Source organism: Providencia sp., assembly GCF_003533305.1.
Taxonomy (GTDB): domain Bacteria; phylum Pseudomonadota; class Gammaproteobacteria; order Enterobacterales; family Enterobacteriaceae; genus Providencia.
Genome location: NZ_DOEH01000010.1, coordinates 127,302 through 154,038, shown reverse-complemented (window position 1 = coordinate 154,038; position 26,737 = coordinate 127,302). Strand labels below are relative to the sequence as shown.

Genomic DNA, 26,737 nt, shown 5'->3' with positions numbered 1-26,737 from the left:
ACCCACATCATGAATTATTTAGAGCATTAGCTCGTGGTATTCATGTTGTGGGGTAATTTCGCTATCTCGTACTAATACATATTTATGTATGTAATTAGTGGGATATGCTATTTGTAGGTCATTGTCGGTAGGCATCCATTAGAATTACAATTATATCGTAAGTCGTTGGTTAAGTAATCGACATTCGCATTATGTTAGGTCATCATTATTTGACATAAGAAATAAATCGCTCCAATATTATACAAAGGCCTCACTTTTTGTGATCTTCCGCACGATTTTATTAACATCTCACTGCATTTATTGTCATACTCTAGAGATGATAGTTACCTACGTTATTATTTAAGGCTCATATAAATAATGAAAAAAAGAACAATAGTACTGATTTTGTTGATGCTTATCTTAATAGCAGCGGCAGCGCTTTTTCATTCCCATAATCAATATCTATTGTTACAGGGTGAAGTTGATGCACCTGAAGTCATCGTGACTTCAAAAGCAAAAGGGCGAGTGATTGAACGCCATGTTGAGCGTGGCGATGATGTTAAACAAGGGCAATTACTATTGACCTTAGAAAGCCCAGAGCTACAAGCACAATATTCAGCGCTAAAAGCAGCAAAAGCACAGGCGCAAGCGCAGCTTGACCTCTCGATTAATGGTACCCGTGAAGAAACCCTTCGTGACTTACAAGCTTCTTTAGCGGAAGCAAATTCACAGTATCAAAATGCAACTCGTGAGTTTGCACGTTTAAGCAGTCTTTCTGGTAAAGGCTACGTTTCTGCAAATGAATTGGATAGCGCGCGAAAAGCTAAAGATGTGGCGTTCCAGCAGGTTCAAGGTGCGAAGGCACGTTTAGATGAAGGCCAACATGGTGACCGTGTTGAATTACGTCATCAATATGAAGCCGCGCTTAATCAAGCTGAGCAAAAACTCGCAGAAATACAAGTACAAGTGGATGATTTACAGGTTAAAGCACCTGTAGATGGTGAAGTGGGTCCTATCCCTGCTGAAATTGGCGAATTATTCAATGCGGGTAGCCCGCTGATATCATTGATTCGTATTCCTCAAGCCTATTTTATTTATAATTTACGCGAAGATATTTTAGTCGATGTAAAAAAAGGGGATAAAATTCAGTTATCTGTACCTGCTTTGGGGGATAAACTGATTGAGGCACAAATTCGTTATATTGCACCAAAAGGTGATTACGCCACAAAGCGTGCGACCAGAGCTACAGGGGATTTTGATTTAAAAACGTTTGAAGTGCGCCTATATCCGTTAGAGCCTGTGAACGGTTTAAGACCTGGCATGAGTGTGTTATGGCACTGGGATAAATAAAAAGGTGCTGGAATGAAATTAAAGTTCGCTTGGCATGGCTTTGAACACGCCTTTAGTCGCGAAACCAAGATGGCTATCCGCAGCCCAGTATTTCACTGGCTAAGTTGGTTATTTCCTTTGATGTTGTTTACGCTAATTAGTGCTAACTTTTCAGAGGGAACCTTGATGGATCTGCCCGTTTCAGTGGTAGATAACAACCATAGTCCGATTTCTAGACAAATTATTAGAGACTTGAATGCAGGGCCTCACGCTGATGTTAAAACCGTCGATGATAATTTAAATACTTCTTTAAAAAGATTGGGAAGTTCAAAAGATTATGCCTTGTTGTATATCCCACATAACTTTGAAGAGGATATTTTACGAGGTCGTCAGCCAGAGCTGCGCATGTACTACAACGCATTATTTTATGCATCAGGTAGTTATGCGATTCAAGATTTTAGTGGGTTAGTGGCCGAGCTTAATGCAAAGTACCGCCAAGAAATGGCTAAGTCGATGGGGCGTTCATTACCGCCACTAGCGCAGGTTGCGTTGTCTTATGACAGTCTGTTTAATCCGAGTGGTAGCTATATTTACTATCAACAATTTGCTGCGACTATTCATATGCTGCAATTGTTTGTGGTGACTTGTACCATTTATACCATGTCTCGAGGCACAACATTACAAAGCGTGAAGCCGTTTACCATGGCTTTGTTAGGTAAGATGGCACCTTATACCTTATTTTTTACGACCTTATTAATTGTTGAGCTCGCGGCGTTAGTGACTATTTTCGATGCAAAAGTTATCGGTAATCCTCTTTATATGGTTATGGTGGGCTTTTTCTATGTGATAGCGGCGCAGAGTATTGGATTACTACTATTTAGCTTTACCTCAAGCGCCATTATGGCTTACAGCTTAATCGGGATGTTAGTCAGTATCGCCTTAGCTTTCTCTGGGATGGCGGTGCCTGAATTATCAATGATTTTGCCGGCTCAAATTATTTCGAATATTGAACCGCTTACGCATACATTAAATGCCATGTTTGACATCTTTTTGCGCGAAATTTCATTTTCTCGCATTATTCAAGTGTGTCTATTTTTGCTGATTTATCCGTTAGTGACTGCATTTTTGATCCGTAAAAGATTGGTTAAACGGCTCGAAATGCAAGGGGAGGTCGCTTAATGTCAATGTATTTTGCTACTTTCCGTAAAGTGCTATTGGGTATGCTAGAGAAACCTATGTGGTTGTTGTTATTGGTGTCTTTATGCGTGATGAGTTTAGTGTATGCAAAACCCGTACTGTGGGATTTACCTGTAGCTGTCATCGATATGGATCATAGCGTGGCGAGCCGCACACTTATTCGTGATTTAGATGCGACGCCGAAAGTGCAATTGCATGGTTATGATAATTTAGCGCAAGCTCGGCAGGATATGATTGCAAGAAAATTATTTGCGATTGTTATTGTTCCAACGGATTTTGAGCAACACCTTTTAAGCGGTAAAAATATTACGGTGCCGGTTTATGGGGATGCAACAAACCGTCTTGCGAGTGGGCAAATTCAGCAAGAGCTGGCTAATGCATATCAATCTTTGTTGAGCGCTTATAATCTGCAACTTCTTCAAAATGCAGGCTACAGTAAAGAGCAAGCGAAAGTTATTATTACGCCGATACGTAGTGAAACTGAACCTTTGTATAACCCAGGTGTAAGCTTTGCGGCGATTGTTTTTCCCGGCTTATTGGTGATGTTATTACAGCATTCATTGTTAATTGCTTGTGTACGAGTCAGTATTGCAATTCGCTCAACACCAAAAGGTAAGCCACCGTTGGCGGTTTATTTAGGTGCGCTTTCGGCGTTAATTCCAATTTGGTTATTTCTATCGACTGTTTTTTTCGCGTTGTGGCCGTGGATATTAGGTTATCGACAAGAGGCACCACTATACCAAATTTGGATGCTTACTTTTCCTTTCCTGCTAGCGGTTATTGGTTTAGGAAAACTCGTCACTGAGTGCTTACGTAGTGTCGAAATGATTTATCTAACGCTCGCGTTTATTACAACACCGGTCTTTTATATGTCAGGGACAATTTGGCCGCTGCAAGCGATGCCTGATTGGGTTCGAATGATTGCATCTGCATTGCCTTCCACATGGGCTACAAGCGCTATGGCGGGGATTAATCAAATGGGATTACCGTTTAGTGACGTATTAATGGATATCGTCATGATGCTAATTCTAGGCGTAATTTATTCAGTAATTGGTGTGTTAATCGGTATGTTACGTGATGGCGAACTACGCCATATTAGCCATGTATTTAATCGCTGGCGTAAACATCATAAAGAATCTTAAATCAGATAGGGCTGAATATATAATTTATTAGCCCTATTTTGCTTTAAATATTACGATATCATTGATAAACCAGCAATTTGTCGCCAATAACCATTACAGCTTTTATCTGCAATAGCGATAGGGGCAAGTCCATTTTCGTTGGCTTTAAATTGTGAGAGTATCTCAAGTGAATGCTCACTTTCTGGGGAAACTCGGACGATATCAACCAAATCTTTCATTGACTCCAATTCGTTTCCAAGATTGTAGCAATAACCACTAAGAGTTTGTATTCCATTAAGTATAAAGACTTGTTGTTGTTCCTGAGAGAGCACTTCACGCCCTTGTGGATAGTTAATACAACAGGTTTCGCACTCATCTTTTTGCTTGTTTTCTGAACGAGCCGTGAAGCATCTTGCTGAATAAGCGAGGGGAAGATGTCCGTAGCTCATGACTTCAACTTCAAATTTTCCGTGAATACCAATATCGTCACATTGATTGAGTAAGTTTATCAGCCAGTCGCGTGAGAGCTCAACAGGCATACACCAACGTGTCATACCTTCACGTAATAAAATATTGAGTGTTTGTGCGTTGTAACAGTTGAGGCCATGCCCTGCGACGAAAGGAAGCTTTTTTTCTGCTAGCATGTTTATTACACCAAAATCATGTGCCTCAACGAGAAACTCGCCGTTATCAACCAGTTTACTGATTTCCTTCAATTCTGAAGGTGCCTGCAATAAAGCTAGTGAGCTTAAGACTATTTGTTTGCCACTACTGGCGAGTTGGCGGGCAAGCTCTATCCAGTCGTTTGGTTTCATTTCGCGACGTTTACTGCAAACGGTTTCACCGATGTAAATAATGTCAGCTTCACTTTGCATGGCAAGTTGGTAAAAATCGTTCAAAGTTTGTTTTGGCCAGTAATAGAGGACTGACCCTAAAGCGTACTTCATGATATTCCCCTAATTACTGCCATTTGCGATGATATGCACCCAGAGTGGTTTGGCTACCTTCGGAAAGGTTACCAAGAACTTTCAGCCACTTAGGGTCAGTTACAAATTGTTCTGGGTTTGCTTTATAGCAGTCGATAGCGCGTCGCCAAATTCTTGTTACTTCAGTCACATAGGCAGGACTACGTTGCCGGCCTTCAATTTTGACTGATGCGATATTGGCTGCCATTAAATCAGGAAGCAGTTCAATCGTATTTAAGCTGGTGGGTTCTTCGAGCACATGATATTTCTGTTCATCAACCAGATATCGGCCTTTACACAATGTCGGATAACCCGCATTTTCATTTTTTTCGTAGCGGTCAATTAGCACGTCATTTAGGCGTGATTCCATCCCATTTGGCGTTTGTTGCCAGCGAACAAAGCGTGCTGGTGAGCAAGCACCGACGGTATTGGGTGATTCTCCGGTCAAATAAGACGAAAGATAACAGCGGCCTTCAGCCATAATACACAGGCTGCCAAAAGCAAAGACTTCAAGAGGCACAGGGCTATTTTTAGCGAGTTGTTTTACTTGATGAATAGATAAGACGCGAGGGAGGACAACACGATGAACTTGAAAATTACGTTCATAAAATCGTATGGCTTCAGTATTTGTGGCTGAGGCTTGCACAGAAACATGACGTTCAATATGTGGATATTTATTGGCCGCATATTCTAACATCGCAATATCAGCGATGATCAAGGCATCAGCACCTAGATCAGCGGCAAGATCGACGGAATCTTTCCAACGCTGATAACTCTCTGGATGGGCAAATGTATTAATCGCAATATGTAATTTACGTTTACGACTATGGATATATCGCTCTGCCTCATGCAGTTTTTTTTCAGTAAAATTTAATCCTGCGAAGTGACGTGCATTGGTATCATTTTTGAGTCCAATATAAACCGCATCGGCACCATTATCCACCGCCGCTTTTAAGGCTGGCAGGCTTCCTGCTGGGCAAAGTAATTCCATTACATCTATCCCTGTATCGATTTCACAACAGCATATTTTAATCAAATGGTCTGTTATCGGTTTTGATTTAGAGCAGAGAAATTGTTAATGGCTATCAGTATTCGTTGCTAGGGTCTGCAAGTTAAAAAATAAATATTGGCGAGATGAGTAAAAATTGATATAGGATCAAGCTAATAATGTATTTTTTTGGCAAGATAGCTATCATAAATTAAGTCACAACTTAAGCTGCTACTCCAACCCAGTAGTTATGCGGAAACGGACCAATAATTGATACGGGAGTCAGTATTGTGTTAGGTAAAATTCGTTCTCAACTCATAACAAAAGGGCCTTCTTTATTGAAGTTACCTTTAAAAGTGACCCCATTTGCCTTGCAACGCCAAGTACTTGAGCAACTATTAAGTTGGCAGTTTCGTGAGTCGGTAAAAGAGGGTGAGCTAGACTTTCTTGAAGGTAAATGGCTAAAAGTAGCAATCAACGATTTAGCATTAGTGTGGTTCATTAGTTTGCAAGAAGGCGTTCTCGTCGTTAAGCAACATGCACAAGCTGATGTAAGTGTCAGTGGGAATGCTAATGACTTGATTTTGATTGCTGCACGTAAAGAAGATCCAGATACGTTGTTTTTCCAACGTAGGCTAGTTATTGAAGGTGATACGGAATTAGGTTTGTATGTTAAAAACTTAATGGATGCTTTTGAACTTGAAAATATGCCTGCGCCATTGCGTTTTACACTCCTTCAATTGGCGGATGTGATTAAAGCAGTACAAGAAGATGAGGGCGCAGAGCAAAAAACACTTGCGCTAACTTCATGTTGATCCGAGTAGAGATCCCAGTTGATGCGATGGGTATCGACAGATTATTACGTGCAACGTTTCCGACAGGATCGGAAGCGGATCTTGTTCAACATTTACGTGAAGATGGCCTGCTGACACTCGGTGTCGTTGCCACGAATGACGATGGTGAAGTGATAGGTTATATCGGTTTCACCCCTGTGGATGTTAATGGTGAAGATGTTCAGTGGGTAGGTTTAGCCCCCCTTGCTGTTAGTAAATTATATCAAGGCCAAGGTATTGGTGAAAAACTGGTTTATGAAGGCTTAGATAGCTTAAATGAGTTTGGTTATGGTGCAGTAGTGGTATTAGGGGATACTGATTATTATCGCCGCTTTGGTTTTAAGCTTGCATCAAATCATGATATTCACTGTCAATGGCCAGAACATCAATCGCATTTTATGATTTGTGGGCTTGAAAATGGTGAAATGAATGATCACACCGGTCAAGTGACCTATTCTTCGCATTTTGATAACGTATAATTTGCTAAGTAATCAATAATATTATCAGGCTGGCTAATAACCAGCCTTTCTTTTGTCTTTTTATTCAACTGTTTAATTTTATATTCTACTTGTGATGCACTAGAACGATTGCCGACTGCACATTGGAAGACTAGTGTGAGTGGTGCCTTCCCTTTCAATGCTTTTGCGCCTTTTCCTTCTTTATGTTGGGTAAAACGTCGCTGCACGTCAGTGGTTATTCCACAATATAACGCGTTGTTCTTCTGCCTAATTAAGTATAAATACCAATTATTCTGTTTCATAACCCTATTTTTAATCTTTAAATTTATCATTCTGTGCTGATATATAAGGAAAAATATCAGCAGTAAGGTCGAATATACTCTTGAATAGTAATGTTTATAACATACTAAATTCTAACTAGAAATTGATATAAATCTGTCACAAATCTGAAGCCTCAACCTAGGTTCATGTTCAAATAAATTGAATAACTATAGCAAAATTAGCTAATTTTCATTTCTAATTAAAGCGCATAATATGATCCACATCACAGGGAAACAGTAAAACCCCTGTTAAAAATCAAATTCACCAAAGGAATATATTATGAAAATGTCAAAACTATTTGCTACAGCTTTAACTTTAGGTGCTTTTTCATTCGGTACAATGGCAGCAACTGAAGTTCAAAATACCGATAAAGCAGCAACAGGCTATGTTTCAGTAACAGGTGCAGTAAGCGTTAATGATTTAACCGCACAATTAGCCAAAAAAGCTGATGAAGCTGGTGCAACTTCATTCCGTGTGATTTCTGCTGGCGGTGAGAATTCAATGAATGGTACTGCTGCTATCTATAAATAATCTTTTACTCGTCATACTTCGAGCCGTAGCGTTGTTGGCCGCGTTCATTCGCACTAGTCACATACTTTTGTATGCTCCTAGCGCCTCATTCGCTTGCCGCCTAGCTACAACTCGAATTATTTAGAGTAAATCTGTTACTCGTCATACTTCGAGCCGTAGCGTTGTTGGCCGTGTTCATTCGCACTAGTTACATACTTGTGTATGCTCCTAGCGTCTCGTTCACTTGCCGCCTAGCTACAACTCGAATTATTTAGAGTAATACTCAAATTATTCTGAGTAAAAATTTTAAGTATTTAGAGTATAGTAATAGCGAATTTACGCCTACGTTCAGAACAGTTTAAACAAGCTTAAGGGGAATCTCCCAAAAGCTTGTTCTGAACGGGTTAATCAGGAAAACGCTATGACGCCAGAACAATCTCTAAAACATATTCAGCGCTATTTTTCCCGCCAACACGTCTTTTCTTTATTTACTTATCATGAATATGATATCTGGCCTGCCAGTTGTTATTATGCATTTGATGCGCAAGTGATGAGCTTAATTCTAATGACTGACCCAAATTCGACCCATGGCAAATTGATGCTAGCTAACCCGCAAGTTGCAGGTACAGTTTCGGCACAAACTAAAGAGGTGAGTAAAATTCAGGGTGTTCAATTCACAGGAAGCATTGAAGTACTTGACGGTGTTGTTGAACAACAGGCTAGAGCGGCTTATTGCCAGCGCTTTCCTATCGCATTGACAGCGAAACTACCCGTTTGGCAGCTTTGCTTACAAAAGGTTAAAATGGTCGATAATAAATTAGGTTTTGGTACTAAGCTCCTCTGGGAGAGAGAAGCTTAATTATGTATCAATGAGTTAACGTAGTTTATGGATCACTTGATTGCTGCTTCCACGCCAGACCAAAGAAGGGTTATATAAATCCTGTTCAAACTTGCCATCAATGAGTGTGTTGATGAGTCGAGCCACTTTTTGTTGCTCTAACGTCAATTCATTCAATTCATAACCTGTCCACAGCCAAATGTCTTTATCGGGGCAAACTGTTTTTACCCGTTTAATTAATTTCAGTATCGCCGGTAGATTAGCAGGATGCAGAGGATCGCCGCCTGAAAGGGACAGACCTTGTCGGCGGATCCGCGTATCTTGTAAATCTTGAATTATCCTATCTTCCATTTCTTGCGTGAATGGAATGCCTGAATCTACCCGCCATGTACTTTTATTATAACAACCTCGGCATTGGTGAACGCACCCTGAAACAAACAGGGTGCAACGTGTACCGGGGCCATTAACGACATCAACGGGATAATATTGATGGTAATTCATGTTATTAACCTAATATTTACCCAAGTTGCCCATTACCTAAGTGCTTAATTCGACGTTTTACTTCTTCTTGTTTTCCTGCATTAAATGGCCTTGCATCCGGGCTGCCTAAATAACCGCAGACGCGGCGAATTACAGAAACTCGCGTTGTATCATGATTGCCACAGGCAGGGCAGGTAAACCCTTTGCTGGTACAGGAAAATTCGCCTGAAAAACCGCATTCATAACATTCATCAATAGGTGTGTTGGTACCATAGTAAGGAACGTGCTGATAGCTGTAATCCCAAACATCTTCAAGGGCTTTAACGTTATGTTGTAAGTTTGGATATTCGCCATAGCAGATGAACCCCCCATTTGCGAGAGGTGGATAAGGCGATTCAAAATCAATTTTATCGTAAGGATTAACTTGTTTTTCAACATCCAAATGGAAGCTATTGGTGTAATAACCTTTATCTGTTACGCCCGGGATCACACCAAATTCGGCGGTATCAATACGACAAAAACGGTCGCATAAATTTTCACTTGGTGTGCTGTATAAACTAAAACCATAGCCAGTTTCTTCTTTCCACTTATCAGTAGCTTGGCGTAGTCGATCAACAATGGCGACGGCTTTCTCTCTGAGTTGCTTACTGTCATAGACGTGAGTTTGGTTGCCAAATAGTGCATTAATTGTTTCGTGTAAGCCAATGTAGCCCAGCGAAATAGAGGCGCGACCATTTTTAAAGATCTCTGCGATATTATCATCCGCTTTTAATCTTACGCCACAAGCACCTTCCATATAGAGGATCGGGGCGACGCGAGCTTTGACATTTTCGAGGCGCGCAATACGGGTCATTAAGGCTTTTTTCGCAATAGATAGACGCTCTTCGAGCAATATCCAAAATGCATCTTCATTGCCTTGCGCTTCAATAGCAATACGTGGCAAGTTAAGGCTGATGACGCCGATATTGTTGCGTCCATCATGGATTTGCTGGCCATCTTCTTCATAGACGCCTAAGAAACTGCGGCAACCCATTGGTGTTTTAAATGAGCCAGTGACTTCAACAACTTTGTCATAGTTAAGAATATCGGGGTACATGCGTTTGCTAGCGCACTCAAGAGCGAGTTGTTTGATATCATAGCTCGGGTCGCCAAGCTGGTGGTTTAAGCCTTTTTTAATGGCAAACACCAGTTTTGGGAACACCGCGGTTTTACGATTTTTGCCAAGACCTGCAATCCGATTTTTCAAAATAGATTGTTGAATGAGGCGTGCTTCTTTTGAAGTCCCCAAGCCAAAACCAAAGGTGACAAATGGCGTTTGTCCATTAGCGGTATGTAAGGTATTAACTTCATATTCTAAAGATTGGAAAGCATCGTAACACTCTTTTTCAGTACGACTTTGTGCATAGCCTTCGGCATCCGCAATATTCCATTCTTTGGCGACTTTAAGATGTTTGTCATAACTTGTTTTGACATAAGGCGCTAAAATTTCGTCAATACGGTTAATCGTTGTACCACCATAAATATGGCTAGCAACTTGAGCAATAATCTGTGCGGTTACTGCGGTTGCAGTTGAAATTGATTTAGGGTGTTCAATTTCTGCATTTCCCATTTTAAAACCATTAGTTAACATGCCTTCAAGGTCGATTAACATACAGTTGAACATTGGGAAAAATGGCGCGTAATCAAGGTCGTGATAGTGAATTTCACCGCGTTCATGGGCTTGAACGATGTCGCGTGGCAAAATATGTTGTTTGGCATAATGTTTAGCTACAATGCCAGCCAGTAGGTCGCGCTGAGTGGGGATAACTTTGCTGTCTTTATTGGCATTTTCATTGAGTAAAGAAACATTGCTTTGTTCAATGAGGCCGCGGATATCATGCGTGAGCTGGCTGCGCTTTTCGCGTTCGCTATCTCTATCGTGACGATATTCAATATAGGCGCGAGCCAAGTCCTTATAAGGGCCTGCCATGAGTTGGTTTTCTACCGCATCTTGAATTTCGCGAATATCGACTTTGTCACGGTTGCACAGTTGTTCCGTTACAACGGAGGCAACCTGAAGACAGTAATCGTCATCCTTAACATTCGCCGCAGCGGCGGCGCGCTTGACGGCTTCTTGAATTCTCGGAAGGCCAAAGCTGACCTGACAACCATCTCTTTTAATAACAACCGTTCCCACTTTAAAGCTCCTTCTTTAGTTATCCACAGATAAACAGTGTTATCTATTATTCATAGTTGTGTGAGTCAATCTGTGGATAAAATGTGAATAAACACTACATATTGTGTCTTGCGCTGTAATTAAAGCACAATATATAGGTTATTGCTTTTTTTTAGATGACGCTAGTTTGATTTAAAACAAGGAAAAAAATAATTTGTATGAATATCAAAAGCGCAGAGATAAAAATAAAAAAAGGATTATTCGCGTTTTTTTGTTTGCAATGAATGAGAATAATTGCTAATTGGCGATGAGGAGTAAAAGGCGGATAAATAAAAAGAGACTGCCTTCTAATAGCGCATTGCTATCAATAGAAGGCAGTGACTACATTCAATTCACTAGTTTGATAGTTTTATTAATTGTTAGTCATTATTTACGAACTGCAATAGCTTCGATTTCGATTTTGACATCTTTTGGAAGGCGAGCTACTTCAACACATGAACGCGCAGGGAATGGTGCATTATGTTGCTTGAAGAATTCTTCATAAGTCGCATTAACAGTAGCGAAATCATTCAAATCTTTCACAAATACCGTTGTTTTCACGATATCAGAGGCTTTTAAGCCTGCTTTTTCTAAAATTGCTTTTACGTTATCGAGTGATTGACGAGTTTGCGCAGCAATATCTTCAGGTACTTCGCCGGTTTTTGGATTAACAGGGATTTGACCTGAAGTGATAACCATACTGCCTAAATCAACACCTTGTACATAAGGACCGATAGCGGCTGGTGCGTTTTCTGTATTAATTTCGTATGACATAACTACTCCGTTTAATCGAGGAAACAACTTTACGAGCTATTGACTGTTAGTATAAGCGCTGATAGCGCCCATACAAAGCAACAGTTTACGCTTAAATTGTTTACTGATTATTGATCACTGCATCTCTATCGAATTCTTTTTCGCAGAATCGACAGGTAAGTGCGACTTCTTTATCAATTTTCTTAACGCGAAAACTGCTAGAAACGGGTTCATTATGGCTGATGCAGTTACTATTTGGGCACACCAACACATTATCAATATGCTCAGGTAATGTGAGCTCTAGTTTTTCAACAACTTGATAATCTTCGATACGATTTACGGTAGCTTCCGGTGCGTACATCGCTAATTGGTTGGCTTGTTCAGGAGTCAAAAAAGTATTCTCAATTTTAATTATATCTTTTTTGCCTAAATTACTTGAGGGTAAATTCAATCCAATAGTAATACGTTCATCAGTTTTGGTCAGCTTAAACAGTTTTAGCAGTTTGAAGCCAATTTGAGCAGGAATATGGTCGATGACAGTACCGTGGCTGATGGCTTCAACTTGTAATTTATGATCGTGAGTCATGATTATTTTCTCCTCAGATGGCCAATTCTTTATTTAACACCAGTGACAACAATGCTTGTCGCGCATAAATCCCATTTCCTGCTTGTTGGAAATAGTAGGCGTAAGGAGTGCTATCAACGTCGACGGTAATTTCATCGATACGAGGTAATGGGTGTAAAACTTTTAAATTCGGTTTGGCAGAATGCAGGTCTTCGGCGCGTAAAATAAACTGTGCTTTGACATTGGCATACTCAGATGGATCTAGGCGCTCTTTTTGTACGCGAGTCATATAAAGGATATCGAGTTCAGGCATAACTTCATCGATGTTGCTATGTAGGCTATAAGTTGCGCCTTTTTCTTCAAGAATATTCAAAATATGATTTGGCATCGCCAGTACTTCAGGGGCGATAAAATAAAAGTGATTGCCTTTAAATTTGGAGAGCGCTTGAGTGAGTGAATGTACGGTTCTGCCATATTTAAGGTCACCCACCATTGCCACTTGTAGATTTTCTAAACGGCCTTGGGTTTCTTGAATGGTAAACAAGTCGAGTAAAGTTTGTGTTGGATGCTGGTTAGAGCCATCTCCGGCATTAATGACGGGGATCTGCCCTGCAAATTGACTTGCTAGACGTGCGGCACCTTCTTGAGGGTGGCGCATGACTATCGCATCAACATATTGGCTGATGACCGAGATAGTGTCTGCTAAGGTTTCCCCTTTCTTACCTAGCGATGTATTGGTGCTGTCAGAAAAACCGACCACAGATGCGCCAAGGCGATGAATTGCAGTTTCAAAAGACAAACGAGTTCTAGTCGAGGCTTCAAAGAAACAACTAGCAATAACTTTATGTTTAAGAAACTCGGGTTGTGGTTGTTTTTTTAGTGCGGCAGCAACTTTAAGCACTAGCTCTAGATCAGAGCGATCGAGATCGTTAATAGAAATTATGTCGCGAAGGTATAGAGGGTTCGGCATCGTTATTCTCCTGTGTCAGCAAGACGCGTTAGGGGATAGGCCAAAAAAAAGCCCCTCAATGAGGGGCTTTTTTTCAAATACGGAGGGGAAAAACTGGCTGTCCAGACCGCTCGAAGGCAGTGCGGTGGAGGTATTCTGAGTCAATAATAGAATAGCAGCGTTCATGGTTTCTCCCGACAAATTGTGGCGAATTATACGCATCTCTTTGTTTGACGCAAGCGTTTGCATAAAGAAAAATGAATTTTTTTTCATTTTGCAATTTGGTTGATATTTAATCTAAAAAGATAAAACCGAAAAATCATAGAGATGATTACGGTTGAAGAAGAAAATGGTAAGTTCAGTGATTAGCTGTCTATTTGACATATGTTGACATATGCTAATTGGTGCATATACTTAACATATGTTAGAGCTGATTCAAAGGAGGTACCTGATGAGGACAAAAACAGTTTCTATATTTAGAAACGGTAATAATCGAGCCATCCGTTTACCTAAAGATTTCGATTTTGAGGGTGTAAATGAGTTAGAAATTAGTCGTGAAGGGGACAGTATTATTTTACGACCTGTAAAACCTAATTGGTTGTCATTTACTGATGAAGGTAAAGCAGATAGTGACTTTTTACTTGATAGGGAAGATGTTATCGAAGATGGACGGGTGATTTTGTGAAAAGAATTTATATGCTTGATACAAATATTTGTTCATTCATTATGAGAGAGCAACCAATATATTTACTTGAAAAACTACAAGATTGTGTAATGAAACGATATTCAATTGTCGTTTCAGCAATCACATACTCAGAAATGCGTTTTGGGGCGGTTGGCAAAAAAGCATCTGCTAAGCACAATGTATTAGTGGATGCTTTTTGTGAGCGCCTCGATGCTATCTTACCTTGGGATAAGGCTGCAATTGATGCGACCACAACAATTAAAAAGATGCTATCAGATATAGGTACATCGATCGGCAACAATGATACTGCAATTGCAGGTCATGCAATTTCATCTAACTCAATTTTGGTGACAAATAATACGCGTGAATTTTCACGGGTATCTGGGCTTAAATTAGAAGATTGGACGAAATCATCATCGTCAGTTTGAAATTTGTTAAAATTACAAAGCCCATTCAGGGCTTTGCATGATAATTTGTATTCAATAATTATTTTTGCCCCAGCCGCTTAGCCACTCTTTCGAGTAACCTCATTAGAATCAATGTTATCACCACTAATACTATTGTTAATGCAGAGCCATCAGCGATATTTCCTCTGTCGGTTAGGCTAAAAATAGACACAGGTAACGTTGCCCAACCTGGAGGGTATAACATCATGGTCGCCCCCAATTCGCCTAATGAAAGGGAAAGGCTGAGTGCAAGCGCTGAAATTATCCAAGGCATCAATAATGGTAGCGTGACATGGAATAATCGATACCCTGGAGAGGCGCCTAAACTGAAGGCAACATTTTCGATATCAGGTGAAATTTGGGTTAAACCAGTCGAGACATTGCTAAAGGTGAATGCTGAAATTAAGACAAAGTGGGCAGAAAAAATAATCCAAAATGTCCCATTCATTTGCAAGTAACCTTGACTGAAAGCCACGAGGGTTCCAAGACCAATGGAAACTGATGGAATAGCACTGGGTAAATAGAACATGATACTGAGATATTTTTGTAATCTACCACTATAGTGCCGTAACGCTAATGCCGCCCATAAACCGCATACCAAAGCGAACAAGCTCGCACTGAACCCAATAATTAAACTGGATAATATGGCGTCCCAAGCGAAACCACTAAATGCATTGATGAAATGAGAAATGGTAAAACCTGATGGTAAAATACCATTCCATTGCTTAGTTAAGCTGGACAGTAAGATCATACCCAGCGGCAATAAAAATAGTAATGAAAATAGAGCGATGGCGATAATACTCGCTGTAATTCGCCCTTTTTTAGACCAAATAAGCATACTTACCCCTTTGCACTGAGGCGAGTTGTCGCCACTCGGTATAAGAAAAACAATCCTAATGAGATAAGTATATTTATCAGCGCTATCATACAGGCCACAGTGTAATCAGATTCAAGAATCGCTTTACTGTAGACCATCATAGGTAGTGTATTCACACCTTTGGCACCGATGAACAATACGATGCCAAACTCATTCGTTGTAAGTAATAAACATAAACTTCCACCAGCTAATAAGGCGGGAAGCGCGGCAGGAAAAATAATTTGTCTGATAACACGAGCAGGATGAGCACCTAAAATACTTGCTGCCTCTAGTTGGCTTTTATCTATTTGTCTTAATGCTGCCATCAAAGGGCGCATAACAAGTGGTGTGAATACAGTGATTTCAGCCAAAATAACGCCGTTGATTGAATATAAAAAATCAATGGGAGGGAGTTCAATATTAAAAACGGCCATCAATGACCCATTTAATAAACCTGCGGAGCCATAAATAAAGGTAAAAGCGAGTGTAATCAAAAAAGTGGGTAATGCGATGAAAGTATCAATAACTTGAGTGATTAAACGGCTGCCAGGAAAAGGAATAAACACTAATATTATCGCGAATAGACTACCTACCATTAAGCAGCCCAGTGTCGCGAAAAAAGCAATTTGCAGCGTATTCCATAATCCATTGATAAATCGACGTGATTCAATCACTTGCCAAAAGGTTTCCAATCCCCAATGCCCTGATTGTGTTTGTATGGCTTGTTCCGCTATCAGTAAAAGTGGATAGAAAAATAACGTGGCTAATACCAATAATGGCGGTAGCAACCAGTAAATAGGTCTTAGCTTAATAAAGGGTTGCTTGAATGCACTAATGTGAGACATATCAATCCTCAATTAAAATGGTATTGGTTGGTGAAAACCACAGCGTGAGTTTATCCCCTACCCGTGGTGCAGAGGATAAATGCGTCACGGCGACCGTCACGCTTTCACCTGAAACATCACAGACAAGATGGGTTAAATCCCCTTGCCATCGAATAGCACATAAAGTGGCATGTAATTGATTCGAAGTATCATTTCTTGGTGTGAGACTAATGTGCTGAGGTCGTAGGCACACCCATTTATGTGTTCCTGTACGCATTGTGGTGGCTTGAGCTTCAATCAATGAACCACCACAACTCACATTGATTTGGTTTGGTATTGTTGATAAACCCAAAACCGTCGCGGATAAAATATTTGCACGACCTAAGAATTCCGCAGCGAAGCGATTTGGGGGTTGATGATAAAGCGCCTCTTTCTCACCATGAGCCACTAAATAGCCATCTTTCATGATGCCAATTTTATCGCCAAGTGCGAGGGCTTCGGTTTGATCATGTGTGACATAGAGAATCGTTAATTCAGGGAGTTCGCGATGCAAACGTGCAATTTCTTCAACCATATTATGGCGAATTTGCGCATCTAAAGCTGAAAGTGGCTCATCGAGCAATAACACTCGAGGTCGCACGGCAATGGCGCGAGCAATAGCGACTCGTTGTTGTTGACCTCCAGACAGTTGGTGCGGATAACGTGTTGCATAATCGCTCATGCCGACAATGTTTAAGGCTTCAACTACGCGCTCAGTGATTAATGTTTTTGGCTGTTTTTGAGCGCGCAGACCAAATGCGACATTCTCTTCCACTTTCATATGGGGAAAGAGCGCATAGTTTTGCACAACCATACCCAGCCCCCTCTGGAAAGGGGGAAGGTGAGTAATATCCTTATTGCCAATTAAAATTCGGCCACTGTCAGGTTGTGCAAAACCTGCAATAGCGCGTAATACTGTCGTTTTACCTGAACCTGAAGGGCCGATCAGCGCTAATATCTCACCCGGTTCAATCGTTAGCGATAAAGGTTTCAGTACCACATTGTGATGGTAGGAAACCCGTAACGACTCTAATGTGATCCCCGAATGTTCGGCTATTTTCAACGGGGTGCTTAATGTCCTTTTCATCAACATAGAAAATTACTCGCTCTCAGTTACTTGGTGCCAACGAGAAATATCTGCTGATAACGATAATTCAACTTGATCCCAGTTAGGATGCCATGTTGTTACCCCTTTCATTGTATTGATGGCGGTACGGTATTGTTCGTCATTAGGGGTGATATCGGAACGTACAGGTAGCCCCCATGAAAGTTCACTCACACGGCTTTGAGATTGCTTATTAAGTAGGAAATTAATTAGTTTTTTGCCATTTTCGGTTTCGGGACCTTGGTTGACGAGGCCGACAACATAAGGGAGATCAAGCGCGCTGCGTTGGCCTTTTTCATCTGCGGGCCAGAAAATCTTGATGTTAGGATTACGTGCCATTTGTGACAAATTCATTTGTAAGTCGCCGTTTGCCACGTAAATCTCACCTTTATTCACTAACGCAGTTAATTTCCCCGTTGAAGCTGATGGACCCACATTGTTAGCTTGAAGTTTGCCGAGATAATCAAACCCCGCATCTTTGCTCGCAAAGCTGTGGAAGACTTGTAGCATGACAGCTGTACCATCACCTGCTTGTCCCGGCGTAGAGTACTGCAATTTATTTTTAAAGCGCTTGTCGAGCAAATCTGCCCAGTTTGCTGGTGGGGTTTTTAGCAGTTTGGCATTATAAATAAAGGTGAGGTAATTATTGACCAGCGGGGTGTAGTAAGGGGTTGAGTTAGGAATAACAGCGGCAGCTTCTGGCGTAAATTGTGCTAGTAATTGTGTTTTAGCGGCTCGTTGAATAAAGGGTGAAACTGAAATTAAAACATCGGCTTGTGGATTTGTTCGCTCTTTCGCTAGGCGTTCAACAATCGCCCCCGAACCACTTTCCACATACTGTACTTTAATGCCAGTTTGTTGGGTAAACGCAGCAAATTGATTTTGATACCAACTATTATTGCCATCATGTAGCCCGTCGGAAGAGTAAACAGTAACCACAGGAGCAGCCAAAGCCGAAGTAGAACAAAAAGCAGCCATCAGTAAGCAAGTTAGGTAGGAATGTTTCATCGTTGTCTCCAATTAGCGGTAAAGGTAATCTGGTATATACCAGTTGTTTTCTACGCTAATGAACTAATGTGACAAAAAGATGAAACAGAATTATTAATTTAAAAATTATCTTGCTTAAAATAGTCGATCAACTAAAGCGTATCGACCTCAATTCGTAGGCTATCATGACGCCAATATTCGACATCATAGTCTAGAATTCGCCCATGTTGATCGTAGTTCAATCGTTGTAATAACAAGGCTGGGCGACCAACGGTAACGCCTAAAGCATTCGCGGCTTGAGGGGGCATCGCTGTGGGATAAAAAGATAAATGCATACTGGTGTATATCAAACCAAAATGTGTTTCATAAACTTCGGTTAAGCTGCCGTTAAGATCATGGCGTAGTAATTCAGGTACGCGGGCGGGTAAACAATGATTTTCGCAATAACACACTGCACGGTTATCCGCAAAACGGACGCGTGTGAGTAAATAAATTTGTTCAAAGGGTTGTAATTGTAGCGGTACCATTGCATCGGTAGGGACAGTTGCAACTCGGCCATCAAGTAAGGTCGTTTTCGGTAATCGACCCTGCTCGAGACACAGTTTATGAAAATTGGTATTTTGAGTTGGATTTAACCACAACCGCTCAGGTGTAACGAACCAGCCGCGTCTTTCTGAGCGATAGATTGCTCCACTAGATTCTAATTGTGCCAAACTTTCGCGAATAGTGACTCTAGTGGTATTGAAAATAGTACAGAGTTCCCGTTCTGACGGTAATTTATCACCACTTTTTAGCGCCCCGTTTTGAATTCTTGCCTGTAGCTGCGCTTTGATTAGTAAGTATTGAGGCATCTCATCTGCGGATAGTTTCATAGATTCTCACAATTATTTTTTCTTGCCCATTATACATAGTTATATGAATTTTTTGTTGCATGGCTATTTTTCCTTTGACCTTTTAGTCAGCCTACCATCATTATAAGAACAATCTGGTATAGACCAATGGTGGGTTTTTTAATGACAGTCAGTAACTATTTGCTTTTAACACCTGGGCCGCTCACAACTTCAAACACGGTTAAGCAGGCGATGTTGTTTGATAGTTGTACATGGGACGATGATTATAACCTCGATGTGGTGCAATCCATTCGTCAGCAGCTTGTTTCCCTTGCAACAAGACAAACAGGTTATTCATCCGTTTTATTACAAGGCAGCGGCAGCTATGCGGTGGAAGCCGTTTTAGGCGGAGCCATCGGTTCACAAGATAAAATATTGATTATTAGCAATGGTGCCTATGGTGCGCGGATGGTTGAAATGGCGCAGCGTATGGGACTTCAACATACAGTATATGCATGTGATGAGGTCATGTTACCGGATATCGAAAAAATTGAGCAACGGTTACAGCAGGATAGCCGAATTACCCATATTGCGATGGTGCACTGTGAAACAACAACGGGGATCCTCAATCCAATTGAGAAAGTAGCGAGGCTCGCTCTGCGTTATCACAAATGTTACATCGTGGATGCGATGAGTAGTTTTGGTGGCATTCCAATGGATATCGCCGCGCTGAATATTGATTTTTTGATTAGCTCGGCAAATAAGTGCATTCAAGGGGTGCCTGGATTTGCTTTTGTCATAGCGCGAACAGAAGAGCTCGAAAAATGTGAGGGGCGCTCTCGTTCTTTATCTTTAGATTTGCATGCACAATGGCGCTGCATGGAAGATTTTCAGGGTAAATGGCGTTTTACTTCCCCAACTCATACAGTATTGGCTTTTGCACAAGCCTTACAGGAATTAGTGCAAGAAGGCGGGATAGCAGCACGTTACCAACGTTACCAACGCAATCAACTCAAATTGGTCGCTGGTATGAAAGCGTTGGGGTTTAACACGTTATTGGAAGATGCTCTACATTCACCAATTATTACTGCTTTCTACTCGCCAAAAACAACAGATTATCAATTTAAAACATTTTATTTACGTTTGAAATCACAAGGTTTTGTTATCTACCCCGGAAAAGTATCTCAGCGTGATTGCTTTCGTATTGGCAATATTGGGGAAGTGTACGAAAACGATATTACCGCGTTATTAATCGCAATCGAAAACGCTATTGACTGGGAAAATAAGGACGAGAAATGAACCGAATTCAGGCTGTTATTCTTGATTGGGCAGGAACCACTGTTGATTTTGGTTCATTTGCCCCGACACAAATTTTTATTGAGGCATTTCATCGCGCATTTGATATTGATATTACGCTGGAACAAGCACGTATACCAATGGGCTTAGGGAAGTGGCAACATATTGAAGCATTAGGAAAGTTACCTGAAATAGATATTTGTTGGCAAAACAAATTTGGCCGTTCGATGAACAATGACGATATTGACGCTATTTATGCTACGTTTATGCCATTGCAAATAGCTAAAGTTGTTGATTTTGCGGCACCTATTTCGGGTGTGATTCAAACTATTGCAGCACTTCGTACTCAGGAAATAAAAATAGGTTCTTGTTCAGGATATCCAAGAGCGGTGATGGAAAAATTAGTGCCTGCCGCAGCGCGACTAGGTTATAGCCCTGATTATTGGGTAGCGAGTGATGATATACCGGCTGGTGGTAGGCCGGGGCCTTGGATGGCGCTACAGAATGTGATTGAGCTTAGTATTGATTCAGTCGCTTCATGTATTAAAGTGGATGATGCTGTGCCGGGGATTGCTGAAGGACTCAATGCAGGAATGTGGAGTGTTGGAGTTGCGCTATCAGGCAATGAATTTGGTAAAACGTGGGATGAATACCAAACAATGCCCCATGATGCCATTTTAGAACTTCGCCAAAAAGCCACTGCTAAGTTATTTGCCGCAGGTGCTCATTACGTTATTGATACATTAGCTGATTTGCCACAACTTATTGGTGTGATAAATGATCGGTTAGCCAAAGGCGAACGACCATAGATAATGGGCGGCCTAAGTAGGTGTTTTATTAAGGTAAACGCCTACTTGGCCTGAATATTATTACTTTGAATATCATTGTGCTAAATATGCTTGAGCTAAGCATAATTCAACGAAATATTAAAAACTGCCAACAGGTAACTCAGGTGCTAATGTTGCAACCATGACGGCTTTGATAGTATGAAGACGGTTTTCGGCTTGATCAAACACAATACTATAAGGCGATTCAAATACTTCTTCAGTCACTTCTAATCCACCGAACATATTGAATTCTTTTGCTAACTGCGCACCAAGGGTTGTGTCCTCATTGTGAAATGCAGGTAAGCAATGCAAAAATTTCACGTTAGGATTACCGGTGAGTTTGATGACATCCATGTTGACTTGATAAGGCTTTAATAAATTAATACGCTGCGCCCAAACTTCCTTAGGTTCACCCATTGAAACCCATACATCAGTATAAATAAAGTCAGCATCTTTAACGCCTTGCGCGACGTCTTCCGTTAGCGTTATTTTTGCACCGGTTGTTTTGGCTATTTTTTGACAATCTTCAACCAGTTGCTCTTCTGGCCAACAGCTTTTGGGGGCGACTAAACGTAAGTCTAAGCCTGTGAGGGCTGCGGCTTCTAGCAATGAATTGCCCATGTTATTGCGCGCATCGCCGAGGTAAGCGAATTTAATTTCTGATAATGGTTTATTGGGTTGATGTTCCTGAATGGTAAGCAAGTCGGCTAATAACTGTGTGGGATGGAATTCGTTGGTTAGTCCATTCCATACAGGCACTCCCGAGTGCGTGGCTAAGGTTTCAACATTGTTTTGGCTGAATCCCCGATACTGAATACCGTCATACATCCGTCCAAGTACTCTCGCGGTGTCTTTCATGGTTTCTTTGTGGCCGATTTGGCTACCAGAAGGGCCGAGGTAAGTGACTTTAGCACCTTGGTCGAAAGCACCGACCTCGAAAGCACAGCGAGTACGAGTCGAATCTTTTTCAAAAATGAGGGCGAAATTTTTACCCGTAAGGAGGGGTTTTTCAGTACCGGCTTTTTTTTGTGACTTCAACCAAGCGGATAGTTTTAAAAGTGAATTAATTTCGGTAGATGTAAAATCAAGTAACCTTAAAAAATGCCTACTATATAAGGGATTCATAAATACATGCCTTTTATTATTGAATTAATATTCAATTTATATCCATAAAAATTCAAAATCAACCCCTTATCAAAAAGAAATTATTGTCATGGGTATGGTTTCACTGTCAACCCTATGGGAGAATGGCATAAGACAAGCGATTACGGAATAAGGGGTGTGACATGGTAGATAAAGCTGAACTAGAGGCACAGAACGAAGAAACGCGTTTAATTATTGAAGAGCTGCTCGAAGATGGTAGCGATCCTGATGCGCTGTATGCAATTGAGCATCACTTCTCAGCAGACGATTTTGCTTTACTTGAAAAAGCCGCCGTTGAAGCATTTAAACTCGGTTATGAAGTGACTGATGCAGAAGAGTTAGAAGTTGAAAACGGTATCACATTAATGTGTTGTGATGTTGTTAGTGAATCGCCATTAAAGGCAGAATTGATCGACGCGCAAGTTGACCAACTCATTAAGCTCGCTGAAAAAATGGGCGTTAATTATGATGGTTGGGGCACCTATTTTGAAGATCCAAACGGTGAAGATGATGAAGACGGTGATGATGAAGGTGATGAAGAGCCTGAAGATCGTATTCACTAAGTTTAATTTTCAGTGTTGTTGAATTAAAAAGGATAGCGAAATGCTATCCTTTTTTGTGTTGAAAATGTGTGTTTTACAATGTTTTTAACATTCTGATTTCACAGTCACCATGGCCAGTGTGACCTAGCGGCTCATCAATAAACTCAAAACCTAATTTCTCGTATAATTTAATTGCAGCTTGTAAATCTGCCGTTGTTTCTAAATAACAACGTGTATAGCCTTGTTTTTTGGCGAATTCCAACGACATTAGGACGATTTTCTTTGCCAGTCCTTTACCGCGCAGTGCCGAAGACAAATACATTTTCTGTAGTTCTACCGTTTTGCTATCACCACCTGCAAGTTGAGATATTCCACCGCCACCGACAATTTCACCCTGCATTTCAACAACCCAATATGCGCTACGAGGCTGGCTATAAACATCATAAAGTGTATCTAAAATCGGGTCAGCGATCGCATAGCCTTTATCAGCAGTAAGTCCATGCTCCGCAGAAACTTTACGAATAATAGCGGCAATTCCAGCGTTGTCACGTTGTTCAAGAAGACGAATTTGGTAATTTTGAGTTGTGTCTGGTGTATTTATTGTCATATGAAACTCTTCATTATTATTGTGTATAACTCAGTGCAAAGAGAACCAGAAGGGAACTTCAATCTGAGAGTTGTGAAGGTAGTAAGTTGATAATGCTTGAATTAAGATGCAATAAAAAGCCCTGAGTAGCAAGCTAATCAGGGCGTTAATACTTATATGGAAAATTGATTACAAAGAGGCAATCGTCACTTTCTGTGCTTCAATTTTAGCTTTCGCTTCAATATTAACACCTAAACGCTCACGTTCTTTTTCAACAACGGCAGCAGGGGCACGACTCACAAAACCTTCATTTGCCAGCTTGCTTTCAATTGATTCAATTTCTTTGGTGACTTTTTCCAGCTCTTTATCTAGGCGAGCGAGTTCAGCGTCTTTATCAACTAGACCTGCCATTGGAATTAATAGCTCAGCGCCATTAATCAATTTAGTGACAGAAACTGGCGCTTCTTCACTTTCAGATAATATGCGGATACTGGCTAACCGAGCCATAGATTGAATAAAGTTTTGGTTTTCAGCGATACGACGTTTAGCATCTTCAGATGCACCACGTAGTATTAATTCAAGTGGTTTACCCGGCGAAATATTCATTTCAGCACGAATATTACGTACCGCAATAATGGCTTCTTTAATCCACTCTAAATCACTTAATGCCAGTTCATCAACTTTTGCTGCATCAAATTCAGGGAAAGGCTGCAACATAATGGTATCGGCATCAATCCCTTTAACCACTTTAACACGCTGCCAAATGGTTTCGGTGATAAATGGAATGATAGGGTGAGCAAGACGCAATAGACCTTCAAGCACTTCAATCAGGGTAAAGCGTGCTGCGCGAACTTGAGCATCATTACCTTTATGAACCGCAGGTTTTGATAGCTCTAAATACCAGTCACAGAACTCATTCCATGTGAAATCATACAGAATATTTGCTGCGATATCATAACGATAGGTATCAAGCGCTTCACGATAAGATTTTATGGTTTGATTAAACTGCGCCATGATCCAACGATCGGCCAATGAGAAACTCATTTCGCCACCATTTTGGCCGCAATCTTGATTTTCTGTATTCATCAACACAAAACGGCTCGCATTCCATAATTTATTACAGAAATTGCGGTAGCCTGATAGACGTTTCATATCCCAATTGATATCACGTCCAGTTGATGCAAGGGCCGCTAAAGTGAAGCGTAGGGCATCAGTACCATGAGCCTCAATACCTTCTGGGTACTCTTTTTGAGTACGTTTAGCAATTTTTTCAGCCAATTGTGGCTGCATCATATTGCCTGTACGCTTTTCGAGTAACGCTTCTAGCGAAATACCGTCAATCATATCCAGCGGGTCAATAACGTTCCCTTTGGATTTAGACATTTTTTGGCCTTCTTCATCACGAATCAGACCCGTCATATAGACAGTTTTGAATGGAACTTGTGGCTCACCGTTTTCATCTTTGACGAAATGCATGGTCATCATGATCATGCGGGCAATCCAGAAGAAAATAATATCAAAGCCGCTGACTAATACATCAGTTGGATGAAAAGTTTTTAGTGCTTCGGTATTTTCTGGCCAGCCTTGAGTTGAGAACGTCCAAAGACCAGAGGAGAACCAAGTATCCAATACATCGTCATCTTGACGCAGGGCAATATCATCGCTGAGATTGTTTTCACGACGCACTTCAGCTTCATCGCGACCAACGTAGACGTTGCCTTTCTCATCATACCAAGCAGGGATACGGTGACCCCACCACAATTGGCGAGAAATACACCAATCTTGGATATCACGCATCCATGAAAAATACATATTTTCATATTGGCGAGGGACAAACTGAATGCGACCATCTTCAACCGCTTTGATTGCATCTTTAGCTAAAGGCGCAGTGCGAACATACCATTGGTCAGTTAGCATCGGCTCAATAACCACGCCACCACGGTCACCATAAGGCACAGTTAAATCGTGTGGTTTAACTTCAACTAGCAGACCAAGTTGCTCAAACGCAGCGACAATCGCTTTACGGGCAGCAAAACGCTCTACACCACGGTAAGCTTCTGGGATTTCACAACTGAAGGCTGTTGATGGGTTACCATTGGTATCGAATACTTCCGCTTCACTGCGAATGTTGCCATCGAGATCCATGATGTTAATCATGGTTAACTGGTGGCGTTTACCGACTTCATAGTCATTAAAGTCGTGAGCAGGTGTGATTTTCACACAACCTGTTCCTTTTTCCATATCAGCGTGTTCATCACCAATAATTGGGATACGACGATTAACGATTGGCAGAATAATATCTTTGCCAATTAAATCTTTGTAGCGAGGATCTTCTGGGTTTACGGCAACAGCAGTATCACCGAGCATGGTTTCTGGGCGCGTGGTCGCGACGACTAAGTAGTCATTGCCTTCAGCCGTTTTTTCACCATCTGCTAGTGGGTAGCGTAAATGCCAGATTGAACCTTTGATATCGCGATTCTCAACTTCGAGATCTGAAATTGCAGTGTGCAGTTTTGGATCCCAGTTAACGAGGCGCTTACCACGATAAATTAAATTTTCTTTGTACATACGAACGAAAGCTTCTTTAACTGCTTTAGATAAGCCCTCATCCATCGTAAAACGTTCGCGATCCCAGTCAACTGAATCGCCTAGGCGACGCATTTGTTGAGAAATAGTACCGCCTGATTCGGCTTTCCATTGCCAAATTTTATCAATGAACTGATCGCGGCCGTAGTCATAACGCGTTTTGCCTTCTTCAGCTGCAATTTTACGCTCAACTACCATTTGAGTCGCGATACCCGCATGGTCTGTTCCTGTTTGCCATAAGGTATTTTTACCTTGCATACGTTGGTAACGGATCATGGTATCCATGATAGTTTGCTGGAAGGCATGGCCCATGTGCAGGCTACCGGTGACGTTCGGTGGCGGAATAACGACACAGAAGCTCTCTTGGCTAGTATCACCATGAGGTTTAAAATAGCCATTTTTCTCCCACTGAGCGTAAAGTGATTGCTCAATCTCGGTAGGATTATAGGTTTTATCGAGGGAAGGCTCGTTTATTGTGTTTTCTGGTTTATTTTCCATCATTTCG

Annotated in this window: 28 protein-coding genes; 12 read left to right on the top strand and 16 right to left on the bottom strand. The window is 41.1% G+C overall.

Features of this window, described 5'->3' with window-relative positions; genetic code table 11:
- Positions 1–357: 357 nt before the first annotated feature.
- The 3 genes from DD649_RS04770 to DD649_RS04760 are packed head-to-tail and all read left to right on the top strand — an operon-like array spanning position 358 to position 3,647.
- Positions 358–1,329 (top strand): efflux RND transporter periplasmic adaptor subunit, encoded by a 972-nt coding sequence (locus DD649_RS04770; protein ID WP_294104150.1) that lies wholly within the window; start codon positions 358–360, stop codon positions 1,327–1,329.
- A gap of 12 nt (positions 1,330–1,341) precedes the next feature.
- Positions 1,342–2,487 carry an ABC transporter permease gene (locus DD649_RS04765; RefSeq protein WP_294104148.1) on the top strand — a complete coding sequence of 382 codons (1,146 nt, stop codon included), beginning with the start codon at positions 1,342–1,344 and terminating at the stop codon, positions 2,485–2,487.
- Positions 2,487–3,647 carry an ABC transporter permease gene (locus DD649_RS04760; RefSeq protein WP_294104146.1) on the top strand — a complete coding sequence of 387 codons (1,161 nt, stop codon included), beginning with the start codon at positions 2,487–2,489 and terminating at the stop codon, positions 3,645–3,647. The genes DD649_RS04765 and DD649_RS04760 overlap by 1 nt, the downstream gene beginning before the upstream one ends.
- A 50-nt stretch (positions 3,648–3,697) precedes the next feature.
- On the opposite strand, the gene DD649_RS04755 is transcribed toward DD649_RS04760, so the two are convergent.
- Together DD649_RS04755 and DD649_RS04750 are read right to left on the bottom strand one after the other, a co-directional pair.
- The gene (locus tag DD649_RS04755; protein ID WP_294104144.1) at positions 3,698–4,573 is read right to left on the bottom strand and encodes a U32 family peptidase; all 876 of its coding nucleotides are present in this window, start codon (positions 4,571–4,573) and stop codon (positions 3,698–3,700) included.
- Positions 4,574–4,586: 13 nt separating this feature from the next.
- Positions 4,587–5,582, bottom strand: coding sequence for a peptidase U32 family protein (locus DD649_RS04750; RefSeq protein ID WP_294104142.1), 996 nt, complete (start codon positions 5,580–5,582; stop codon positions 4,587–4,589).
- A 287-nt stretch (positions 5,583–5,869) separates the two neighbouring features.
- On the opposite strand from DD649_RS04750, the gene DD649_RS04745 reads away from it, so the two are divergent.
- The gene (locus tag DD649_RS04745) at positions 5,870–6,394 is read left to right on the top strand and encodes an SCP2 domain-containing protein (RefSeq protein ID WP_336429323.1); all 525 of its coding nucleotides are present in this window, start codon (positions 5,870–5,872) and stop codon (positions 6,392–6,394) included.
- On the top strand, positions 6,388–6,891 hold the full coding sequence (locus tag DD649_RS04740; protein WP_294104137.1) for an N-acetyltransferase: 504 nt from the start codon (positions 6,388–6,390) through the stop codon (positions 6,889–6,891). The genes DD649_RS04745 and DD649_RS04740 overlap by 7 nt, the downstream gene beginning before the upstream one ends.
- Here DD649_RS04740 and DD649_RS04735 read toward each other — a convergent pair.
- Positions 6,864–7,172 carry a GIY-YIG nuclease family protein gene (locus DD649_RS04735; protein WP_294104135.1) on the bottom strand — a complete coding sequence of 103 codons (309 nt, stop codon included), beginning with the start codon at positions 7,170–7,172 and terminating at the stop codon, positions 6,864–6,866. The genes DD649_RS04740 and DD649_RS04735 overlap by 28 nt on opposite strands.
- A gap of 298 nt (positions 7,173–7,470) precedes the next feature.
- Between DD649_RS04735 and DD649_RS04730 the strand changes: the two genes are divergently transcribed.
- Positions 7,471–7,722, top strand: coding sequence for a DUF1471 domain-containing protein (locus DD649_RS04730; protein WP_294104133.1), 252 nt, complete (start codon positions 7,471–7,473; stop codon positions 7,720–7,722).
- Between the two features lie 400 nt (positions 7,723–8,122).
- The gene (locus tag DD649_RS04725) at positions 8,123–8,560 is read left to right on the top strand and encodes a YhbP family protein (RefSeq protein ID WP_294104131.1); all 438 of its coding nucleotides are present in this window, start codon (positions 8,123–8,125) and stop codon (positions 8,558–8,560) included.
- A gap of 15 nt (positions 8,561–8,575) precedes the next feature.
- Here DD649_RS04725 and nrdG read toward each other — a convergent pair whose 3' ends face one another.
- From nrdG to pyrB, 5 genes are all read right to left on the bottom strand, one after another.
- Positions 8,576–9,040 carry an anaerobic ribonucleoside-triphosphate reductase-activating protein gene (nrdG, locus tag DD649_RS04720; protein WP_294104130.1) on the bottom strand — a complete coding sequence of 155 codons (465 nt, stop codon included), beginning with the start codon at positions 9,038–9,040 and terminating at the stop codon, positions 8,576–8,578.
- Positions 9,041–9,056: 16 nt separating this feature from the next.
- A complete protein-coding gene (gene nrdD / locus DD649_RS04715) occupies positions 9,057–11,195 on the bottom strand; it encodes an anaerobic ribonucleoside-triphosphate reductase (RefSeq protein WP_294104129.1) in 2,139 nt (712 codons plus the stop codon).
- Between the two features lie 405 nt (positions 11,196–11,600).
- Positions 11,601–11,987 (bottom strand): 2-iminobutanoate/2-iminopropanoate deaminase, encoded by a 387-nt coding sequence (gene ridA / locus DD649_RS04710; RefSeq protein WP_294104128.1) that lies wholly within the window; start codon positions 11,985–11,987, stop codon positions 11,601–11,603.
- A 100-nt stretch (positions 11,988–12,087) separates the two neighbouring features.
- Positions 12,088–12,552: an aspartate carbamoyltransferase regulatory subunit gene (pyrI, locus tag DD649_RS04705; protein ID WP_294104124.1), complete on the bottom strand. Its 465-nt coding sequence runs from the start codon at positions 12,550–12,552 to the stop codon at positions 12,088–12,090.
- Positions 12,553–12,565: 13 nt separating this feature from the next.
- Positions 12,566–13,501, bottom strand: a complete 936-nt coding sequence (pyrB, locus tag DD649_RS04700; protein ID WP_336429316.1) for an aspartate carbamoyltransferase — start codon at positions 13,499–13,501, stop codon at positions 12,566–12,568.
- A 430-nt stretch (positions 13,502–13,931) separates the two neighbouring features.
- Here pyrB and vapB point away from each other — a divergent pair, with 430 nt between their 5' ends.
- Entirely contained in the window at positions 13,932–14,165 is a 234-nt protein-coding gene (gene vapB, locus DD649_RS04695) for a type II toxin-antitoxin system VapB family antitoxin (protein WP_336429314.1), read from the top strand.
- On the top strand, positions 14,162–14,593 hold the full coding sequence (locus tag DD649_RS04690; protein WP_336429312.1) for a type II toxin-antitoxin system VapC family toxin: 432 nt from the start codon (positions 14,162–14,164) through the stop codon (positions 14,591–14,593). Before vapB ends, DD649_RS04690 begins: the two co-directional genes overlap by 4 nt.
- A gap of 58 nt (positions 14,594–14,651) precedes the next feature.
- On the opposite strand, the gene DD649_RS04685 is transcribed toward DD649_RS04690, so the two are convergent.
- The 5 genes from DD649_RS04685 to phnR all read right to left on the bottom strand — a co-directional run bounded on the left by DD649_RS04685 (position 14,652) and on the right by phnR (position 19,294).
- Positions 14,652–15,449 carry an ABC transporter permease subunit gene (locus DD649_RS04685; protein ID WP_294104120.1) on the bottom strand — a complete coding sequence of 266 codons (798 nt, stop codon included), beginning with the start codon at positions 15,447–15,449 and terminating at the stop codon, positions 14,652–14,654.
- Positions 15,450–15,451: 2 nt separating this feature from the next.
- Positions 15,452–16,312: a 2-aminoethylphosphonate ABC transporter permease subunit gene (gene phnU, locus DD649_RS04680; RefSeq protein ID WP_294104118.1), complete on the bottom strand. Its 861-nt coding sequence runs from the start codon at positions 16,310–16,312 to the stop codon at positions 15,452–15,454.
- Between the two features lies 1 nt (position 16,313).
- Positions 16,314–17,423, bottom strand: coding sequence for a 2-aminoethylphosphonate ABC transport system ATP-binding subunit PhnT (gene phnT / locus DD649_RS04675; protein ID WP_336429309.1), 1,110 nt, complete (start codon positions 17,421–17,423; stop codon positions 16,314–16,316).
- Positions 17,424–17,429: 6 nt separating this feature from the next.
- A complete protein-coding gene (gene phnS, locus DD649_RS04670) occupies positions 17,430–18,413 on the bottom strand; it encodes a 2-aminoethylphosphonate ABC transporter substrate-binding protein (protein ID WP_294104429.1) in 984 nt (327 codons plus the stop codon).
- A 161-nt stretch (positions 18,414–18,574) separates the two neighbouring features.
- Entirely contained in the window at positions 18,575–19,294 is a 720-nt protein-coding gene (gene phnR / locus DD649_RS04665; protein WP_294104114.1) for a phosphonate utilization transcriptional regulator PhnR, read from the bottom strand.
- 141 nt (positions 19,295–19,435) lie between these two features.
- Here phnR and phnW point away from each other — a divergent pair, with 141 nt between their 5' ends.
- Both phnW and phnX read left to right on the top strand, forming a co-directional pair.
- Entirely contained in the window at positions 19,436–20,551 is a 1,116-nt protein-coding gene (gene phnW, locus DD649_RS04660; protein WP_336429305.1) for a 2-aminoethylphosphonate--pyruvate transaminase, read from the top strand.
- The gene (phnX, locus tag DD649_RS04655) at positions 20,548–21,357 is read left to right on the top strand and encodes a phosphonoacetaldehyde hydrolase (protein WP_294104112.1); all 810 of its coding nucleotides are present in this window, start codon (positions 20,548–20,550) and stop codon (positions 21,355–21,357) included. The genes phnW and phnX overlap by 4 nt, the downstream gene beginning before the upstream one ends.
- Before the next feature lie 117 nt (positions 21,358–21,474).
- On the opposite strand, the gene argF is transcribed toward phnX, so the two are convergent.
- Positions 21,475–22,500 (bottom strand): ornithine carbamoyltransferase, encoded by a 1,026-nt coding sequence (gene argF / locus DD649_RS04650; protein ID WP_294104110.1) that lies wholly within the window; start codon positions 22,498–22,500, stop codon positions 21,475–21,477.
- A gap of 161 nt (positions 22,501–22,661) precedes the next feature.
- Here argF and rraB point away from each other — a divergent pair, with 161 nt between their 5' ends.
- Positions 22,662–23,081: a ribonuclease E inhibitor RraB gene (gene rraB / locus DD649_RS04645; protein WP_294104108.1), complete on the top strand. Its 420-nt coding sequence runs from the start codon at positions 22,662–22,664 to the stop codon at positions 23,079–23,081.
- 73 nt (positions 23,082–23,154) lie between these two features.
- Here the strand turns inward: rraB and DD649_RS04640 are convergent, their stop codons facing one another.
- Both DD649_RS04640 and DD649_RS04635 read right to left on the bottom strand, forming a co-directional pair.
- Entirely contained in the window at positions 23,155–23,667 is a 513-nt protein-coding gene (locus tag DD649_RS04640) for a GNAT family N-acetyltransferase (protein WP_294104106.1), read from the bottom strand.
- A 168-nt stretch (positions 23,668–23,835) separates the two neighbouring features.
- Positions 23,836–26,730: a valine--tRNA ligase gene (locus DD649_RS04635; RefSeq protein WP_294104427.1), complete on the bottom strand. Its 2,895-nt coding sequence runs from the start codon at positions 26,728–26,730 to the stop codon at positions 23,836–23,838.
- Positions 26,731–26,737: the final 7 nt, after the last annotated feature.